The organism is Sulfolobales archaeon, assembly GCA_038881635.1.
GTDB lineage: Archaea > Thermoproteota > Thermoprotei_A > Sulfolobales > AG1 > WYEN01.
On record JAVZPJ010000007.1, the window covers coordinates 21,944 to 40,385 of the forward strand.

The 18,442-nt window shown below is 40.3% G+C and carries 17 protein-coding genes; 8 read left to right on the forward strand and 9 right to left on the reverse strand.

All coding sequences use genetic code 11. The features are described from left to right. Positions 1-30 precede the first annotated feature (30 nt). Positions 31-885: a CBS domain-containing protein gene (locus QXS89_05705; protein MEM3831670.1), complete on the forward strand. Its 855-nt coding sequence runs from the start codon at positions 31-33 to the stop codon at positions 883-885. A 115-nt stretch (positions 886-1,000) separates the two neighbouring features. On the opposite strand, the gene QXS89_05710 is transcribed toward QXS89_05705, so the two are convergent. The 7 genes from QXS89_05710 to QXS89_05740 all read right to left on the reverse strand — a co-directional run bounded on the left by QXS89_05710 (position 1,001) and on the right by QXS89_05740 (position 8,187). Then, complete coding sequence (locus tag QXS89_05710; GenBank protein MEM3831671.1) at positions 1,001-1,225, reverse strand: DUF2283 domain-containing protein; 225 nt, start codon at positions 1,223-1,225, stop codon at positions 1,001-1,003. Then, positions 1,222-2,724 carry an aminomethyl-transferring glycine dehydrogenase subunit GcvPB gene (gene gcvPB, locus QXS89_05715; protein ID MEM3831672.1) on the reverse strand — a complete coding sequence of 501 codons (1,503 nt, stop codon included), beginning with the start codon at positions 2,722-2,724 and terminating at the stop codon, positions 1,222-1,224. Before gcvPB ends, QXS89_05710 begins: the two co-directional genes overlap by 4 nt. 2 nt (positions 2,725-2,726) lie before the next feature. After that, on the reverse strand, positions 2,727-4,100 hold the full coding sequence (gene gcvPA, locus QXS89_05720; protein MEM3831673.1) for an aminomethyl-transferring glycine dehydrogenase subunit GcvPA: 1,374 nt from the start codon (positions 4,098-4,100) through the stop codon (positions 2,727-2,729). Between the two features lie 64 nt (positions 4,101-4,164). Further along, a complete protein-coding gene (gene mvk, locus QXS89_05725; GenBank protein MEM3831674.1) occupies positions 4,165-5,127 on the reverse strand; it encodes a mevalonate kinase in 963 nt (320 codons plus the stop codon). After that, positions 5,124-6,503 (reverse strand): tripartite tricarboxylate transporter permease, encoded by a 1,380-nt coding sequence (locus QXS89_05730; GenBank protein MEM3831675.1) that lies wholly within the window; start codon positions 6,501-6,503, stop codon positions 5,124-5,126. The genes mvk and QXS89_05730 overlap by 4 nt, the downstream gene beginning before the upstream one ends. A gap of 1 nt (position 6,504) precedes the next feature. Beyond that, positions 6,505-6,786, reverse strand: coding sequence for a hypothetical protein (locus QXS89_05735; protein MEM3831676.1), 282 nt, complete (start codon positions 6,784-6,786; stop codon positions 6,505-6,507). 81 nt (positions 6,787-6,867) lie between these two features. Next, positions 6,868-8,187: an HD domain-containing protein gene (locus QXS89_05740; protein ID MEM3831677.1), complete on the reverse strand. Its 1,320-nt coding sequence runs from the start codon at positions 8,185-8,187 to the stop codon at positions 6,868-6,870. 68 nt (positions 8,188-8,255) lie between these two features. Between QXS89_05740 and QXS89_05745 the strand changes: the two genes are divergently transcribed. Genes QXS89_05745 through QXS89_05765 form a run of 5 tightly spaced genes read left to right on the forward strand, consistent with a single transcriptional unit; the run spans position 8,256 to position 14,654 of the window. Continuing rightward, positions 8,256-10,478, forward strand: a complete 2,223-nt coding sequence (locus tag QXS89_05745) for an ABC transporter substrate-binding protein (GenBank protein ID MEM3831678.1) — start codon at positions 8,256-8,258, stop codon at positions 10,476-10,478. A gap of 52 nt (positions 10,479-10,530) precedes the next feature. Further along, a complete protein-coding gene (locus tag QXS89_05750; GenBank protein ID MEM3831679.1) occupies positions 10,531-11,586 on the forward strand; it encodes an ABC transporter permease in 1,056 nt (351 codons plus the stop codon). A gap of 8 nt (positions 11,587-11,594) precedes the next feature. Then, positions 11,595-12,692, forward strand: coding sequence for an ABC transporter permease (locus tag QXS89_05755; GenBank protein MEM3831680.1), 1,098 nt, complete (start codon positions 11,595-11,597; stop codon positions 12,690-12,692). After that, entirely contained in the window at positions 12,689-13,690 is a 1,002-nt protein-coding gene (locus QXS89_05760) for an ABC transporter ATP-binding protein (protein ID MEM3831681.1), read from the forward strand. Before QXS89_05755 ends, QXS89_05760 begins: the two co-directional genes overlap by 4 nt. Beyond that, the gene (locus QXS89_05765) at positions 13,644-14,654 is read left to right on the forward strand and encodes an ABC transporter ATP-binding protein (protein MEM3831682.1); all 1,011 of its coding nucleotides are present in this window, start codon (positions 13,644-13,646) and stop codon (positions 14,652-14,654) included. The genes QXS89_05760 and QXS89_05765 overlap by 47 nt, the downstream gene beginning before the upstream one ends. Here QXS89_05765 and QXS89_05770 read toward each other — a convergent pair. Beyond that, complete coding sequence (locus QXS89_05770; GenBank protein ID MEM3831683.1) at positions 14,644-15,270, reverse strand: hypothetical protein; 627 nt, start codon at positions 15,268-15,270, stop codon at positions 14,644-14,646. The two genes, QXS89_05765 and QXS89_05770, sit on opposite strands and share 11 nt — an antisense overlap. A gap of 194 nt (positions 15,271-15,464) precedes the next feature. Here QXS89_05770 and QXS89_05775 point away from each other — a divergent pair, with 194 nt between their 5' ends. Next, positions 15,465-17,069 (forward strand): amidohydrolase, encoded by a 1,605-nt coding sequence (locus QXS89_05775; GenBank protein MEM3831684.1) that lies wholly within the window; start codon positions 15,465-15,467, stop codon positions 17,067-17,069. A gap of 25 nt (positions 17,070-17,094) precedes the next feature. On the opposite strand, the gene QXS89_05780 is transcribed toward QXS89_05775, so the two are convergent. Beyond that, a complete protein-coding gene (locus tag QXS89_05780; protein ID MEM3831685.1) occupies positions 17,095-17,493 on the reverse strand; it encodes a hypothetical protein in 399 nt (132 codons plus the stop codon). A 203-nt stretch (positions 17,494-17,696) separates the two neighbouring features. On the opposite strand from QXS89_05780, the gene QXS89_05785 reads away from it, so the two are divergent. Further along, positions 17,697-18,442 (forward strand): cation diffusion facilitator family transporter (locus QXS89_05785; GenBank protein ID MEM3831686.1); only part of this gene is annotated, 746 nt, incomplete at its 3' end.

An 18,442-nucleotide genomic window follows, 5' to 3' on the forward strand; every position in this document is an offset into this window, starting at 1 on the left:
TACATAAAAATTAATTCTGAAGGTGTTATAGTGCTCGGCGAAAAGGCTCTGGATCTCATAGATATAATGCTTCCAGTTGTTTCGGAGAACATAGAGTCATGGGATGCAGTGCTAAGACTTATGAGGATTAGAAGGTATTGTATGGCTGTGGGAAGGATTATATCTGGAAGAAGTGTTCCTGTGTTCAGGATTAGAAATCTCGCCAGAGATCTTTTCGAGAAAAGCGAGATCGAATCAGCTGTGACAGAGATAAGCAGGATCGATGGTATATTTAGAAGAACGATGGCAGAATCATCTGAAGACATAGTATACACAGATCCCGAGATAGAAGCGTTCTCAGTAATCAGTATAATGAATGATCTATCTTTAGAATGTATACCAGTAGCAAGAGATGAAAATGTTCTAGGAGTAGTGTCAGAGATTTCAGTAATAGAAGAACTGAAGAGGTTCATACCTCTAGATATTTCCGCACTAGATATAGCCACGAAAGATGTTGAGACAGTAGATTCAGAAGCACCATTAGAAGAAGTGATAGGACTGATGATTCAGAAAGGATTTAGAAGAATTCCTGTTCATGATTCCGAGAGAAGAATTATAGGACTTGTGACAATGCTTGATATAGTAGCAGAGATAGCAGATCAATATAGGGTACATGGAGAGCTAAAAACACTAGACATGCTCTCCAGACCTATATCTCGGATGAGATATCTTCAAAAACCTGTATTCATAGATCTAGAGACATCTCTGAGAGAAGCTACCGAGGTCTTGCTAAGAAGCGGTGTCGGATGCGTTCTCGCAGGATCTAAGGAGAGTATTGTAGGGATAATCACAGAGAGAGATATAATAAGATTTCTAAGAAAAGAGATTATAAGATCCATTGATTGAAATAGAGAAGCTGGCTGGAGCTCTGCTATTATTTAATTCAATAAATAATGAATAGAGTTAGAGAGAGTCTTACAGTTAGGTTTTTCTATATTCTCGTTTCTACAGATCTGAGGTTTCAGAACTCGATTCCTATTCTACGAGTGAAGTTTAATACTGTGAGTGATATTATTCTATTGTTCTTCACAGCTATTATTATATCTTCTCCTACCAGTATTGTCTCCTCGGGTTCTTCTTCAGATCCCATGTGAATGTAGAGTGTATCGCTCTGTCTATCATATTCAAACCATATCTTCTCAGGATCTTCTACTATATATGTTTTTCTGTTCTTCTCCTCGTTCAAATATTCTCACCTAAGGATCTCAGGATCTTAAGACTGGGAGCCAGAGTTTTCGGATGATTTGCTCTAACGTAATCCAGTCTCCTTACACTAGTATTCTCGGGTGTTTTCTTAAGTATTCCTGGATTCCTATAAGCTTCCTCAGCTATTTCTATCAAGGCTTTAGCATATAGATCTATGCTCTCTCTAGTTTCGGTTTCTGTGAATTCTATCATGAGAGCCTCCTCAACTATTAACGGGAAGTATATTGTCGGAGCGTGAAGACCTCTGTCTAGAAGTGCTTTTGCTATATCTTCTGTGGAAACGCCTGTGTCGCTGAGGATCTTCTTAGCACTTATAACAACCTCATGTTTTCTAGGTTTCTGAGGGTCGTAGGGTAGTATATAATATGGTTTCTCCATGATCTTCTTAATAAAGTAGTTCGTGTTTATAACAGATACCTCAGCAACTTCTCTAAGACCTTCGGAAGATAGAGATGCAATATATATAAATGTTCTGATCACAGGAATTATATTACCATAGAAAGCAGAGATCCTGCCAATACACTTCTTACACTCATAATCCCAGTAGAACCTCCTTCCATCATAAGCTATCAAGGGTCTGGGGAGATAGTCTACAAGAGATCCTCTAGCACATACAACACCACCTCCAGGACCTCCACCTCCGTGTGGTGTTGCAAAGGTTTTATGAAGATTCAGATGAACTATGTCAAAACCCATGTCACCAGGTCTTGCGATACCCATGATCCCGTTGAGATTCGCTCCATCGTAGTATAGAAGTCCTCCAGATCCATGAACGATTCTCGAGATCTCTAGTATCTCATCTTCAAATACTCCAAGAGTATTAGGATTAGTAAGCATAGCACCTGCAGTCTTAGATGACACAACACTTCTGAGAGCATCAAGATCTACGGTACCTCTAGAAGAAGTGGGAAGTCTTATCACCTTGAATCCAGCCATTGCAGCACTGGCAGGATTCGTTCCATGAGCTGAATCTGGTATCAGCATCTCATCTCTATTCTCACCTCTATCCCTATGATACTTAAGTATCATTAGAGCTCCGGCAAGTTCTCCAGCAGCTCCTGCAGGAGGTTGGAAGCTGCATCTATCCATTCCCGTGATCTCTGAAAGCCATCTCTCTACCGTGTATATGATCTCTAGAATACCCTGAACCGTATCAGGATCTTGTAGAGGATGTAGATATGTGATCCTCGTATCCATAGATATTAGATCTGATATCTTAGGATTATACTTCATAGTACAAGATCCCAGGGGAACAGGTCCTACATCTACTCCATATGACATCTGAGATAATCTTATGAAATGTCTGACAACTTCAATCTCCGGAAGATCTGGAAGTCCTGTATGAGATCTTCTGATAATATTCTCAGGAATAGATATGCTCACATCTCTAAACTCATCTTCATATGGTATCAACGGTCCAGAACCGTATCTAGGTTTTCTCTGAATAAGATCCTCATCCCAGCGAGCTTGTCTCCACATTTTCAAGCCACCTCTCTAAGAGATCTTATCAGAAGATCTATGTGATCTCTGCTATGTATTTCTGTGACACAGAATAATGCTGTGTTTCCTATACCGCTTATCAGATCTCCTATATAAAATCCTCCGTGAATTCCTCTCTCTATAAGTTCTCTTGAGATCTCTCTATAATCTCTTCTGAGAAATCTTACAGGGATCTCTCTAAAGAATAATCTGGCTTTCGATGCTATCTCAGCACGATCTCTGAGATCTGATTCTATTCTCTCTCTAAGATAAGCAGTTCTTCTGAGAATACTCTCTCCAAGTCTTCTCAAACCTTTATCTCCTATGTAGGAGAGGTAGACGGCTGCGGCAAATGCTTCGAGTGCTGAGTTTGTAGTTATATTACTTGTAGCTCTCTCTCTCCTGATATGCTGTTCTCTTGTCTGGAGTATCATTGCGAAGCCTTTTCCAGAGCCGTCGGCTTCTCTAGTGAAGCCTATAAGTCTTCCAGGTAGCTGTCTAAGAAGCTCTTGATCCATTCTAATACCTAGGATCCCTAGCGAAGGACCTCCATAGTTAAGTCCTACACCGAGGCTTGCTCCATTACCAACAATAATATCAGCGCCGTACTCTCCAGGAGGTTTTAGAATCCCTAGGCTGAGAGGTTCTGCATTTACTATGAACAGCATCTTCTTATCTCTAGCGTATTCTCCTATGATCTCAGGTTTTTCTATGACTTCTCCTAGGAATGAAGGGTTCTCGAGATAGATCCCTCCGACTTCTTTTTCCGAAACACTATCTATAATTCTTATACTATTGCTCTCCGTAATCTCGTATCTTATTATAAAACCTCCTACAGGCTCTATCCATGTTCTCACAACATTCTCTATAAAAGGATTCATGATTCTCGGAACAAGAACCCCTCTTCTCTTAGAAACCCTCATAGCCATTCGAAAAGCTTCTGCAACAGCCGTAGAGACATCATACATAGACGCGTTTACAATATCTACTCCGTAGAGTTCTGCAAGCATGCTCTGATACTCGAAGAGAGCTTGCATAAGACCTTGATTAATCTCAGCCTGGTAAGGTGTGTATGCTGTATAGATCTCACCTCTGAGAAGAAGATATCTCACGACATAAGGTATTGCATGCATGCATACCCCTCCTCCTAGAAATGATGGAGGATCTATGAACACTTTATTCTTCGAAAGAATCTTATCTATCAATATCTCTATCTCATTCTCTGAGAGAGGTCTTCCAAAACCTACTTTAAGAGGTCTTCGAAGTCTTACCTCCTCAGGAATATCACTCACGAGATCCTCAAAGCTCTTCCCAATATACTCAAGCATGCTCTTCTTAATCTCAGGGTCAGAGTTAGGAATCCAGGGATGATACAATTAAGCCACCTATAACATCTTCAACTAAAAAACTAAATAATGTATTAGCTTACAGCTGTAGCACTCACTCTTCAGGATTGTAGGAGGGTTGCTCAGACTCTCTCACTCCTAATTCGTCAGGTTTCACCACAAGATAATTTAAACCCCTCTCCGAAATGATCTTGATCGCATTCTTCAGATCATGGGATTTGAATAATGCTATCACAATACCACCTCTCCCAGCTCCACTTATCTTAGCTCCTAGAGCTCCGCTTCTTCTAAGGATCCATATTATATCTTCACATACATGACATGATGTGTTGATCGCGTATAAAAGCCCTTGATTAATGTTCATCAGCTCTCCTAAACTCTTGAAATCTCTCTCATGGATCATTTTAAGAGCTTCTTCTACGAGAACCTCCGCAGATCTATAGATATGATCTAGTATCTCTCTTCTCCTCTCATAGAGTTCTAGAACATCTCTCACAACAGATCCTGTGTCTCTTTCTATTCCACTATTCACCACTAGAAAACTATATTCATCAGGCCATTCAACAGAGATTCTCTTAAAAGATCCTGCTCTATAGTATACCAAGCCTCCGTAAGTCGCCAGAGTATTATCAATACCACTAGGTCTTCCATGAACTTTTTTCTCGGATTCAAAAGCTATTTTAGAGACAAGCTCTTTAGAAGGTTCTATATTGCAGAACCTTAGAAGAGCATGTGCTAGAGCTACAGATACAGCTGCTGAAGAACCCATTCCAGAACTTATGAAAATAGATGAATCAATGGCAGCTCTAAAGCTCCTGCTACAACCCAGATCTCTTATCTCTCTGATCAGAGTTTCAAAACCGCTTCCAATCCCCACACCTCTTACCTCGTCATATACCAATCCCAGCTGCTTAGATTCTAGAAATGTTCTAGAGCTCTCCTCAACACATACTCTAGCGTAGGAGCTCACGGCAGTACCTATGCCTGGAAAGCCTCTCACAACAAAATGCTCTCCGAATAAAATGATCTTTCCAGGAGCTTTCGAGCATATCATCATACTCCACCGACAGCTTTGAGTAATGCTACTATAGTGGGAGCTCCTACGAGAGTCATGAAGAGAACTCCCAGTGAGACTCCTTGTCTTGCTAGAGCTCCTGAGATTACTGCTACGAGAAGCATTCCGAAGATCCCTGGAAGTCCTGCGTCGTAGTATGCTAGGACTAATGCTATCGCTATGAAAAGCCCGTACAGCGATTCTGCAGATATTCTTCTAAACACGTATCTCGTGATCTCTCTAGAGTACTTCACTATCAGAGGATATGTTATGAGTAGTGATACTAATGCTGAGTAGATCAGTATCAATGATATGTCTAGATAGCTGTAGTGTGAGAGTATGTATTGAAACGGCTTCCCGCCAATACCTTGTATATCTTGGAAGAAAGGTCCTGCGGGACCTGCACTCATAGGTCCTGTGGGAGCTCCTATCACTAGAAGTGGTATGAGAGTTCCTCCTATGTATGTCCCGAGTTTAATACCTTCACGGGTTGTATACGCGAGCATAGCGCCTTCAAGCTTATCCTTCTTACTCTCTCTCAGAAGATCTCCTATGAGTATTGTGAGACCTACTGGAGACATTACGGTGGCGAGAATAGAGGTTATAGGAGACCATATGAGTATATTGGCAAGTTCTTCTCTGTTAATATTCTTGAAGGGGTTGAGATATATTCTATCAATCTTTGCAAGCTTCACTTCTTTGAAACCTCTTCCAGCAATACTTCTCCTAAGATCCTTATTCAATGATTGAAAAACCTCATACATTATAGGACCTACGGTGATTCCTAGGAAGAAGCTTACAACCACATTCTTACCATAAACACCTCTCAAACCTTGAATCATTAGAGCGAATAGTGGTATTGTAATCAATGCGAGTAGTTTATTCTTCGATGTGAGAGCTAGAATCATTACTCCTGCAAATAATATCCAGAACCATCTAGGTATAGAAACACCGAGAACCTGATCCTTTGTATTAAGCCAGTCACCCACCGGGAGAAGAAGCCATGCTACTGCTAGTGTGAATACTAGTGTGAGTATTGATGCTATGAGAGCTGCGGAATTACCCTTCCTAAGAAGCGTGTCAGCATACCCCTTCTCTCTAGCTGTAAGTGCGTCAGGTACCTGTGGTACTGCCATAACACCTCCAGGTATTCCGGCGAGAGCTACTGGTATCGCATCTGCTATTTTGAATGCTACTATAGCTGCTATAAACCATGAGAGAACTAGAAGAGGATCTACGCCTGCTAGTAGTAGTGCTAGAGCTATGGGAGCCATTGTAGCAGTCTCATCAGTTCCTGGGAGGATTCCTATAACTATGTATACTAGAGATGATATTGCAGATAGAATTGTTGCATACACTATCATCATGAGATCGATCATATCAAGTCTCCTCAGAGATGATTCTCTTAACTCTTGTAAGTTGAGTAGATATGATAAAGCCTATGGTAGCTCCTAAAGCTCCTAACGTGACTCTTAGCGCGGGAGCTATATTCTGCATGTTCAGAAGACTTGATATAGCTGGTGTGAGATAGTATAGTGAGAATGCCCCAATACTAGATATCAATGTGGCGATCCCTAGTTCTTTCAGAGAGACATACTCGCCATATATCTCGATGATATCACCTGGATCATCTTCTAGATTCTTTTTCTTCATATTCTTCATATTATAACCTCATGGAAACCTTTTTTAAGAAGTCTAATAAATTATGCTATAGAATAAGGATCCTTATACGATTGTATTATTTTAATAGAAGGATCTCAATCCTCCTGCTTTCAGAACTTCTCTAAAAGATCTGATGGCTTCTTCTCTTCTATCTATTGAATCTCTATCTATGTAGAGTCTTATGAGAACAACACTCTGAGAAAGAGATCCGAAGGTAGTCTCATCAAATCTTCTACTACTAAGACTTCCATCACTTCTCCTTATGAGAACATCCTCACTATGAAGCATTGGATTGAGAGGTAGTACTGGTGTGTCTATAAAAACTCTACTCCTAAGATCATCTGGAAGTCTTTCTCGAAGAATTCTATTGAGAAATTCTCTATCTAGCGCTGAGAGAACTAGCTGGAGATTTCTTCCTATAGGTACTCTATATTCGTCTATCATGGCGAATCTGATTTTCCTCTTCATAAGATCTCTTATGTGTCTATGGTTTCTAAGTTCTTGGATGAATAGAATCGTCTGATCATCAAGTTCTAGATATGATTCTGTTCTCATGATCAGATTCTTCAACTCTGATTCCTCTGCAGCTTCTCTAAGTGCTGTGCCTATCATTATGTCAATAGCTCTGCTAGTCTTGTGATAGTATACTGACATGAACATATGATATCTTGCTAGAAGCATGTGCTCGAAAGCGTCTAAAGCTTTATCACCTAGTGCAAGTCCTTTCTCTGTGGGTGTGGCGTTATATGCGATCCTAAGCCAGTCAATTCCAGATCCGTATCCTGCTCCTGTGTAGTATGAATCTCTTATGAGATAATCTATTATATCAGCTGCGAAAGGTCCTTTAAGAATATAGTATAGAGATCTCTCGAGATCTTCTTCAAATCCTGAGACACCTAGCACAGGCCATTCAGAAGGAGATCTAGATAGAATAGCTAGAGCTATCTCATCACAAGTGAATGAAAGGTTTTTTCCGAATCTCTCGAGACATTCTCTCAACTCTTCATTCTCTCTCACAATCCTAGATCCTATGATCTCGTGATTAAGCCCTTTAGGATATAGAACAGCTTCTTCAAAAGTATGAGAGTAAGGTCCATGCCCTACGTCATGAAGTAGTAAAACTAATCTTATGAATTGAATTAGAGACATAGAATCACTTCTTCCATAGAGACCTAATCTCTCAATAATACTAGAAGACATTACACCGGCAACATGCATAGAACCCACACTATGAATAAATCTGCTATGAGTAGCTCCTGGGTAGACATATACAGATGTAGGTAGCTGAAGAACTCTCCTCAGTCTCTGCATAGCTAGCGTATCTATAATGCATCTCTCCAGCTCTGTAATACCTATATAGCCATGAACAGGATCCTTTATAAAGTAATCGTATCTAAGCATTTTCAAGTATTCATTAGGTAGAATAAATTTATATCCTTTTAAAGGATAGAGTAGACGGTGCTCTCTAAATGAAGGTGCTTTCAAAAGGTATAAGCAGGCTTGCTGCTATAACAATACTAGTAGTAATATTGGTAGCAATAGTAGCTGGTGTAGGTTTCTACTATATCACAAGACCTCCTCCAACACCTGTTACAACACCAACACCTACCCCTACTTCTCCTATAACAACTCCAACTCCTACACCGACACCTTTTACAACGCCTACAACAACTCCTCCGCCTATGGTGAAGCTCCATACGCAGGTTCTCTATATAATATCTAATGATGAGAATGCGAGGATTCAGATGTATAAATCCGGTGCTGTAGATATAGCTGTTGTCACACCTGCTAGATGGAAGGATCTTAATGGAACTCCTGTTGGAAACTTCTACTTGGTTCTCCAACCGGATCCTAATAAGCCTAGACTGACTATACAGCATATAATACTCAATACATTTAGAGAACCTTTCAACATAACTGAAGTAAGACAAGCTCTAGCATATGCAACCCCATATGCAGTAATACTAGACCAGATATTCGGAGGTCTTTATACTCCTCTCTACACTATAGTTCCTAAAGGCATGTTCGGATACACAGAGTACAACATAATTAAGTACACCTATAACATGACAAAAGCTAGAGAGATTATAGATAATCTGAAAGCCAGAGGATTCGATCCTGGGAAATACACTATTACAATAATATATAATCTAGGCAACACAGCTAGAGCACAGATAGCAGCACTGCTACAAAACTCATGGTCTCAGCTAGGTTTCAAAGTTTTCGTAGAAACCTACAACTGGCCTCAATATCTTTCGAAAGTTGATCACTTTGATTTCGATGTAGCATTACTAGGATGGATACCGGATTATCTGGATCCTGATAACTATCTCACACCATTTGTCTGGGGTGGTGCGGAGTTTAAAGATCTCAAGTATTACAAGGGAGCATCTCCTGGAGATGTCTCCAACTATCTATCTAGAGTAGAGAGAGTTATAGATACTCCGAAGTATATAGTTGTCGTAGGACCTCAGGGTAGTGGAGCTACTTATACAGGTCCTACAAATAAGCCTCTCCTAGTAGTAAGTTATGTTCTAGATGAGGAGGCTACTAAGAAGAACTGGGAAAAGCCTTATGCAATGGTTAACATAGGTGCTCCAGGATGGAGAGATATACCTGTCAGCGCTCTCGTTAAGCTCTCTAAAGTAGTTCTAGATCCTGAGGTTAGAGAAGCTATAGTGAATGCCGCAGTAATAGTATTCAACAATGAAGTTCCAATGATAATGCTCGGTCAGGCTGTCACAGGTCTTAACTACGGTAGCTGGGTTAAGAATATGTACTATCCTCTTACAACATTCGCTAGATATGACCTGGTTTACGAGGATCCTAATGCTCCCGTAGTTGACACAGGAGTGCTAGGTATCAAGAACAGTCCTGAGACAATGGTTATAGCGACAATTGGATGGCCTGATACTTTTGACACAGCGAAATCATACGAATCTTTTGGTTGGGAGATATTCCAGCAGATCTATAGCAAGCTAGTTGATTACGAGTATGAAAACATAGAGCCGGAACCTCAGATAGCGATAGCATGGGCTTTCAACAAGAATGGAGATGAGCTATACTTCGTGATCAGAGATGGTGTGCTGGCTTATGATCCTTGGAATAACAGGACCTACCCGATAACCTCGGTGGATGTTCTATTCAGCATATGGAGAGTAGCTAGACTGAATCTAGATCCTGCATGGCTTATAAGAGATTTCATAGATGTTAATGCATCAACAGTGCTAACTCTGGATGAGTTTAAACAGATACTCTCCCAAGGTCTTGTGACAGTATATCATGGTAGAGAGTATGATATATCATCTCTAGACCAGCTTCTCGGAGTATTCAACACAAGTAATATACCTATAAATGGAGTTGTCAAGTTCAAGCTGTACAGCCCATACGCAGCAATACTCCATCTATTCACGACAGCTCCTGCAAGTATTATATCTATGCAGTACGCCTTAGGAGACAAGTATCAGCAAGCTCTAGCAGATTCTAACAATGGAAGGAACCCGAGTGCCTGGGCTAAATACGTGATCCCTGGTGAGGATGATGCCACATACAAGCTTTTAAGAGAGAAGCCTATAAGCACAGGACCTTACTATGTTGCAAGCTATAAGGAGGATAGCTACATACTACTAAAGATCAATCCATACTACTGGGGTAAAGATATCTGGGTTAAACTCTATGGGTACAAGCCTTAACCAGACTTCTTTTTTTAAGTTCAGCTTTTTAATCCTATGAAAGGTGCGGCTTATGGGTTTCGAGAAATTCCTGATCCGGAGGATTATAACGTTCATACCCACATTACTAGGAGTTCTCTTCATAACATATATAATAGCATATGCTGTGCCAGCAGATCCTGTGAGAGCATGGGTTTCGGAAAAACTCATGGATCCTTCTATTATTGAGAGGATTAGAGCTCAGTATAAATTTAACGCGCCCTGGTATGAGCAGTTCATCTTTCTAGTGACAAGCTTTCTAAGAGGCGAGCTAGAAGATCCTGTGAGACATAAGAATGTATTTGATGAGATAGCATCAAGATTTCCTGTGACTGTAGAGCTGGCAGTGGTATCATTCATATTCCTTGTAGCCTTATCACTCCCTCTAGGACTTCTAGCAGCTCTTAGAAAAGATAGTGCTGTAGATTTCTTTGTTAGAATACTAGCTCTCTTCGGAAGCTCTATGCCTTCCTTCGTTCTATACTATCTCATGATACTGGTTTTCTTCACATATCTAGGAGCAACATATCTTGCAGGAATTCCCATGCCAAGCGATCAGTGTATTGCAACTATAAACAGCTACTCCTCCTATCCTGTAGTAGGTGTTGTGATAACATCTATAGGCTCTGTACCCATGTTTGGAGCTGCTATGTGTGGTGAGTGGAATGTTGTTATAGATAGTCTTAAAAGACTTTATGTGCCCGCACTCTCGCTGGCGCTTCTAAACAGTGGTTTCATAGCTAGGATTGTTAGAAATAGCTTTCTCGATTCGATGGGTTCTGAGTACATACTCTATGCTAGAGCTAGAGGTCTTAGAAAGAGTAATATATTTAAACATGCTTTCAAGAACGCATTCATACCAGTACTCACAATTCTAGGACTCTCCTTCGGAGGTCTGCTCTCAGGTGCTGTAATTGCTGAGACCGTATTCAACATACCTGGTCTGGGTAAGTATATGTATGATTCTATTACAAGGCTTAACTTTCCAGCTTTAATAGGTTCGGTCTTCGTCGTAGCTGTAGTATATCTGATCGTGAATCTTGTGGTAGATATACTCTACGCATACATAGATCCTAGGATAAGATATTAGGTGGTTGCATGAGCTATATACTATACAGAGCTTTAGAAAGGCTTATAGAATCATATGCTAGATCTAGAGATATCATTCAGAGAGGATGGTACGAGAAAAATGAGTCAAGAGTTAGAGAGTGGAAGCTGATGGCATATGCTTTCAGCAGATCTCCTATAGGAGTTTTAGGAGGTTTCATGGTTCTCATAACAACTATTCTAGCGATCATAGGACCTATAATAGCTCCTCAACCGTATTGGGTGTATCCTGTTCTAGAGAATCTAAGTCTCAGATATCTCCCCCCATGTATTCCGCCTATGTGTAGTGGAGGACCTCTGCTAGGTACTGATGAATGGGGTAGAGATCTTCTTTCAATGATACTATACGGGATTAGAATATCATTCGTGATATCTCTAGTAATAGTACTCCTAGGAGCTCCAATAGGTATAATTCTAGGATTGATAGCAGGATATAAAGGAGGTTATATAGATGAGATTATAATGAGGATCACAGATATATTCATAGCTTTTCCAGGGCTTATACTAGCTATAGCATTTGCATCAGTTCTACCGCAGAGGATAAGAGGATTTCTAGATGCCTACACACCAGTCAGAGATCTATTTGCGGCACTCTTCGGATTAAGACCTGAAGAATTTGGACAGATAGCAGCACTACTATCTATATGGATCGCTATGGTGGTAGTATGGTGGCCCGGCTATGCTAGGGTTGTGAGAGGTAGCGTGCTCAGCGTTAGAGAACAGCCTTTCATAGAGGCTGCAAAGCTTATGGGTCTTTCGAGCTGGAGGATCTTGACAAAACATATTCTTCCAAACATAATTTCACCGGTGCTAGTAATGATAACATTCGATCTAGCGACTGCAACTCTAGCTGCTGCAGCATTATCATTTCTAGGTTTAGGACCTCAGGAGCCTGTTCCAGAACTTGGTTTTCTGATCTCTAAAGCCGGTAATTTCTTCCCTGAGAAAAGTCTTCATGTGGTAGTCATAGTAGGTTCTGTGCTTCTCTTCATAGCTCTGGGGTGGAATCTGCTTGGAGATAGTCTTAGAGATATTCTGGATCCTAAGACTAGAAGAGCTATAGAGTATAGAATGAGGGAGAGGAGATGAAGGTAGAATTCACAGACAGGCACATCCTGAAGGTAGTGGATCTGGATGTTAAGTTCTACACATATGCAGGAGTTGTTGAAGCTGTTTCAAAAGTCTCCTTCGATGTGTATAGAAACGAGATAGTAGCTCTAGTAGGCGAGACTGGTAGTGGTAAGACTGTTTCTACGAGAGCTATAACCAGGCTTATTGATTCTCCTGGGAGAATTGAAGGAGGCTCTGTGCTTTTTAGAAGAAGAAATGGAGGTATAGTAGATCTGCTCAGCCTACCTGATGAGGAGATCAGAAAGATTAGAGGTGATGAGATAGCATACATATTCCAAGACCCTACATCAGCGCTCGATCCTCTTTATACTATCGGTGTTCACATAGCTGAGACTGTGAGAGATCATAGAACTGTCTCGGGGAGGGTTTTAAGAGATCTAGCTATAAAACTTTTAAGAGATGTAGCCATACCCAATCCAGAGATCAGATACAAGAGCTATCCGCATGAGATGTCAGGAGGTATGAGACAGAGATCTGTTATAGCTATAAGTCTCTCGAATACACCGATTCTGCTAGTAGCTGATGAACCTACTACAAATCTTGATGTCACAATACAAGCTCAGATACTTGACATGATAAGAGATCTGGTTAAGAGCAGAGGTATGAGTACTATACTTGTCACACACAATCTAGGAGTTGTTGCAGAGACTGCTGACAGAGTTTATGTAATGTATGCGGGGAAGATCGCTGAACATGGTGGTGTATACGATATATTTGAGAAACCTTCTCACCCCTACACTCAGATGCTTCTAAGAGCTGTTCCAAATCCCATGAGAAAGATCACAAAATTAGAGTCTATACCTGGTACAATTCCAACACTTGTGAACCCTCCTAGAGGTTGTAGGTTTCATCCTAGATGTCCTTTTGCTATGGATGTGTGTAGAAGAGAGGAGCCTCCTCTTGTAGAGGTTGAGAAAGGTCATTTTGCTTCATGTTGGCTTCATGTTAAAAGGTGAGATCATGAGAATACTTGAAACACAGAACCTGAAGATCTATTTCAGAGTGAGAGGTAGTTTTACTAAGAAGGTGAGAGCAGTTGACGGAGTAGATCTATATGTTGAAGAGGGAGAGACTCTAGGCATTGTAGGTGAGAGCGGTAGTGGTAAGAGTACTCTTGGGAGAGCTATTCTAGGACTTATAAAGCCTACGAGCGGTAGGATCCTTTATATGGGGAGAGATATATGGAATATGAAGAGAAGCGAGTATAGAGAGTTTCGAAGAAATACTCAGATGGTGTTTCAAGATCCTCATACATCTCTTAACCCGCGAATGACCATAGTAGAGATACTTGAAGAACCTCTCAGAGCATTCAACATAGATGTGGGGAATACTGTGAAGTATCTATCAGAGAGATTAACAGAAGTAGGGTTAGGACCTGAATTTCTATACCGCTACCCTCACGAGCTTTCGGGAGGTCAGAAACAGAGGATTGCTATACTAAGAGCTATAATATCCAAGCCTAAGCTGGTCGTCCTCGACGAACCTACATCAAGTCTTGATGTAAGTGTTCAAGCTCAGATCCTAGAGCTTCTCAAGGATCTTCGGAAGAAACATGGTTTCACATATGTCTTCATATCACATGATATAAGTGTTGTGAAGTACATGAGTGATAGAATTGCTGTAATGTATCTGGGGAAGTTATTTGAAGTCTCTGATAGTGATACGGTGTTTGAGAAGCCTCAGCATCCATACACTCAAATACTATTATCATCAATACCAATACCAGACCCCGAGATAGCTAGGAAGAGAGAAAGACTGAAACCTATAGGAGAACCACCCTCACCTATAAATCCTCCTAGAGGTTGTAGGTTTCATCCTAGATGTCCTTTTGCTATGGATGTGTGTAGAAGAGAGGAGCCTCCTCTTGTAGAGGTTGAGAAAGGTCATTTTGCTTCATGTTGGCTTCATGTTAAAAGGTGAGATCATGGGAGAGTTCTTTAAGTATTCTATCTATATCTAGGATTTTCTCATAGCTTGTAAGTCTGATTCTTCTGTTATCTCCACAGATCATATAGATCTTTTTTCCTCCTCTTCTAAGATCTACTGCGATATTTAAATAGCCAAGTGCGACAGATCTGCAGGTATTATCTTTGAGACATCTCACTCTACTAATAAGATCTCTTGCTATAGAAAGTTCTGTAGCTTGTAGATAATATCTTCTAACACCTTCCTCCACACCTCTAAATATGATTCTTGTAGGAGATAGAATATGTGAGAGAAGAATTCTAGAAGAAGGAATCCTGAGACCAGGTATTTCTCCTTGCATCCTCTCTATATATTCTTCGATACTCTCTAAATATTTTCTAAGAGAGTTGAGACATTCTCTTTCTCTGATCTCATCTTCGATTCTCTCTAGATCTTGTTCTCTAATTTTCAGAGTTAGATAGAGTCTGTTTAGAGGGTCTTCTCCTCTAGAGTATCTGTACAGAGTACAATCGAGAGCGTAGAATTCTTCTGAACCTCCGGAGCTAATCGTAATGAAGAGAGATTTGAGTACTCCTACCCCACTATGCACGGGTTCTCTCATGCTTCTCACTGGCTAGATACCATATCACTATCTTAAGTTAATCATTTAAATTTGATGATGTAAGATTCTCAGCAGAATTCTGTTGAAGATGTGAAGCAGGTTCACTGTATTAACTCGAGCTAGCAGTCTTACAATGTATTTGATTCCAAGTCTTCATGAGTCTACTTATTATATTTCTGTTCAAATCTATCTACGGGTTTAATATGAGAGGTTTTGTAAAAGGATTTGTGAATGGCAGGATCTATGCTTCTTTTAATCCTAGAATAACAGCTAGCGCGATGCTGGTAGTAGGTGGTAGAGTTTCTTATCTCGGAGACACTTCCAGGGTGAGGTCTATGGCTAGAGATCTGAATGGAGAGATTATAGATCTTGAGGGGAGAATCGTTCTCCCAGGTTTTATAGATTCTCATGCTCATCTTGATGGTATAGGTTCTAATCTTAATACTCTAGATCTGAGGGGGGTTAGAAGTGTTAGAGAGCTTAAGGAGAGAGTTAGAGAGTATATTCTTAAGACCTCTTCAAAATGGATCATTGGAAGAGGATGGGATCAAGAGCTTTTCGAAGAGAAGAGATGGCCTACAAGATGGGATCTTGATGAGGTCTGTAGTGAGAGACCTGTGATCCTTACTAGAGTATGCGGTCATGCCGCGGTTATGAATACTAGAGCATTAATCGAGGCAGGTGTCATGGATATTCTCTCAGAAGATGTATTGAGAGATGAGAAGGGAGAGCCCACAGGTATTATAAGAGAGCATATTCTAAGTATTGTTAAGCAGAAGATTAGAAGAGATATGGATTTGAATACTCTCGAGAAATATCTTCTCGATGCAATGAAACATGCTGCTTCTCAAGGTGTTACTACAATAGGTTTTGTAAGTTGCGACCCTATATATCTACATGCTCTACTAAGCTTGCGTCAGAAGATCAAGCCTTTGATCAGGGTTAGAATATATCTAAGTCCTGGATCGGATCCTAATGGGAGAGATATAACTATGCTCGATACTATCAGAAGACTTGGAATCTACAGAGGTTTTGGAGATGAGTATATAAGGATACAGGGTTTCAAGATAATAGCTGATGGAAGTCTCGGAGCTAGAACTGCATGGCTTTCAAAACCATATTCAGATGATCCCAGAAGCTCGGGTTATCCTAATATAGAGAAGGATCTTCTGAGGATAATAGCAAGAGAAGTAGATAGATTAGGACTTCAACTCGCGATCCACGCTATAGGAGATAGAACTCTTGATATGATACTCGAGATATATAGAGAGCTTGGAAGTGTGGAGAGGAAGAGACATAGAATAGAGCATGCATCGCTGGTGAGAGATGATCAATTGGATATCCTTGGAGATTTGAAACCTGTTCTCGTGATCCAGCCTAGATTTGTATTGGGAGATTGGTGGGCTTTAGAGAGGATTGGTGTTGAGAGAATCAAATGGTTGTATAGGTTCAAGGATTTTATAAGGAGAGGAATCCCAATAGCTATTTCAACAGACTCTCCTGTAGAACCTTTAAATCCTTGGGAGACGGTATACTCGGCGGTAACTAGAGGAGAATATGATAATATATCATACTTCGAGTATTCTAGAGATCAGAGGCTAAGTCTCGATGAAGCTCTCCACTACTATACCAAGGGATCTGCTTACGCTCTAAGTGATGATGAGATAGGATCTCTTGAGGAGGGGAGGTTCGCTGATTTCATTGTAGTAGATAGAGATCCTTTTGAAATAGATCCAAGAGATCTGAGGAGTATAAGAGTTATAGAAACATATCTAGGTGGAGAGAGAGTTTATCCTGAGAAACCCTAGATCTTTGAATAAGATTCTTTGAGAATCATCTTAGAGATGTTATTCTTCTACCGAATCTACTTATTACAAGACCTTTCAAAGGATCTATGTAGAGAGCCCATGCATTTATTATGTCTCTTCCAATATATGATTCATAGTTCTTCTCTCCTGAGATGATCTCTGCAACGTAGAGGATTACAGGAATGCTTATTATAAATCCATTGAGAACACCCTGATCGATTCTGCATAATCCCTTGATCTTAAGAATCGAATCTTTTATCTTAATAATCTCTTCAACAAGATCATCAGGTTTTTCGAAGCATCTCAGATCTTCTGCTATATCTCTTAGAATTATACTATATCTAAGCCCTGGATCTACTAATGCTCTAGCATAGCTAAATCTTTCTCCGCTGAACATCCCAAGCAGTATAGATATCTCACTCAATAATCTCACCACAAGCCTGCTCGAAGGGTTTTTAGGTACACCTAGTAAGAATACCTACTCTATCTTAATAGCTATAACCTCTAATTATAAGATGGTGTAATCATATACCAAGCTTAGATCTGGTTAGAGACCCCAGATTTAGGCTTGTTATCGCATCGCTTATCATAACTATTCTAATAATACTGCTGAGAGTAGTCGTCTATATGATCACGGGGAGTATAGCTGTTCTAGCAGATGTTATTCATAGTAGTAGTGATCTTACTGCTAATATCATAGCTATTACAGCTCTAGCATTTTCTATGAGAAAACCTGATGAGGAGCATCCCTATGGTCATGGGAAAGCTGAGGGTATAGGATCCTTTTCAATATCACTTATCCTACTATTTCTAGCATCATTAATAATAATGCAAGCTCTCTCAAGAATGATCTCAGGCTCTGTAGAAGTAGAATTCACATTCTACTCAGTACTACTATTGATCATAACACTAGCTCTAGACCTATGGAGATCTAAGGCTTTAGAGAGAGGTGGACTGAGATATGGATCTATGATTCTAAGAGCTGACGCTCTCCACTATAAGAGTGACTTCTATATAACATCTTCGGTGCTGGCAGTAGGTCTTGTTGATCTGATCTATAGAAATGAATCTCTAATACTAATCTTAGACTCTGCAATAAGCATAGGTATAGCAGGGTATATAATCCTTGCATCATATAGAATGATGAGATTATCACTAGACGAGCTTATGGACAGATCGCAGAAAGAACTTGCAGAACTCTTCATCGAGGTATCAGAATCACTTGGTGCTAGAGTTAGATCTGTTAGAAGTAGAAGAGCTGGTAGAAAGATCTTCATAGACGCAGTAATACTACTCCCAGAAGATCTCAAGATAGATAAAGCTCACGAGATAACAGATGAAATAGAGAAGAACATCAGAAGAAGAATAAGAGA